Origin of the sequence: Pseudomonas sp. HMSC076A11 (assembly GCF_001810205.1) — a bacterium.
Lineage (GTDB): Bacteria > Pseudomonadota > Gammaproteobacteria > Pseudomonadales > Pseudomonadaceae > Pseudomonas > Pseudomonas aeruginosa.
The window spans coordinates 1-1,009 of the sequence record NZ_KV800249.1 but is presented as its reverse complement, the minus strand read 5'-3'; the positions used below and the strand labels follow the sequence as shown (position 1 = coordinate 1,009).

Annotated in this window: 2 protein-coding genes; both read right to left on the bottom strand. The window is 38.0% G+C overall.

Annotated features, from left to right (window positions below; translation table 11 throughout):
* Positions 1–92: 92 nt before the first annotated feature.
* Complete coding sequence (locus tag HMPREF2716_RS29655) at positions 93–626, bottom strand: hypothetical protein (RefSeq protein ID WP_170869053.1); 534 nt, start codon at positions 624–626, stop codon at positions 93–95.
* 9 nt (positions 627–635) lie between these two features.
* On the bottom strand, positions 636–1,009 hold a 374-nt coding region (locus HMPREF2716_RS28290), incomplete at its 5' end, for a hypothetical protein (RefSeq protein ID WP_218189020.1).

Sequence of the window (1,009 nt, the reverse complement as noted above, 5' to 3'; positions counted from 1 at the left end):
AGAGTAGGGAAAATAAATCTGTCCCCTTTATGCTCCCTGGAGCCTCCGTGTTCAGAAGTTAGGATAGGGAAAATAAAAATTCTTCCTTTATATTAATAATTAGAAATAAGTTTATCTACGTACTCTTTACGGTATAAACCCAAATCAGCCTGCTCCATCATAAACTCTCTACTAACGAACTCGCCAAAATCAAAATTCGAATATACAGATTTCGTTTCATCCAACATAACCAAAACCCCTATCTCTTCTAAAACCTCTTCATACAGAACCCATGAGACCATATCTGAAAAAGCTACTATTCTACCTACCTCTCCAACTAAAACATGCTCTTCATATAAAGAGCACAGCCTATTCTCTATCTCAGTAAAATTAACCTCAAGCAGATCAACCTCATAAACCGAGGAGATCTCAAATTTATTTTTTTTGGCTACCAAAAAGCAGAAAAATATTTTTTTTGCACCACTATTAACGCTAACAAAAAATAACAATTTTAAAATACTCAAGCTATATATAGCCGATCTCTCAACAAAAAATGTCATTCCTTTCTTTACCTTAACAATATTATCTGGAAGCTTCTTTGAAAAGTCCACCAAACCACATAAAACATGCTGACAGGAACTATTCATATTACACCCTTAAGGATTTTCAAAACGAATCTTTACAGCAATGTTTTTCTTACTATTTCCACCTATCTTTAGTTCCGCAGAAGGCAGCCCCGTAGTTTTTGATCTTGAGTAGAACGTGTATGTTTTATCTCCTTTAGTAAGTACATTGACCGTTCCGTCTTTACTTGGAGTATTCTTGAATCCCGCAGATACTAGGTTCTTAATCGCATCCGATGCTGACTGATCTGTTTGGATATTCCTCGGGCTATTGCGGGTTGCTTTAGGCAACTCAGTAATCTTAGAACTAACCCCCCCAAGATCATCCACTACGCTTTTTACAGCAGGCTTCACCGGATGCGTATAAGGCATCCCCGCCTCAGCATCCGCCAACGCCCCAATGGTAG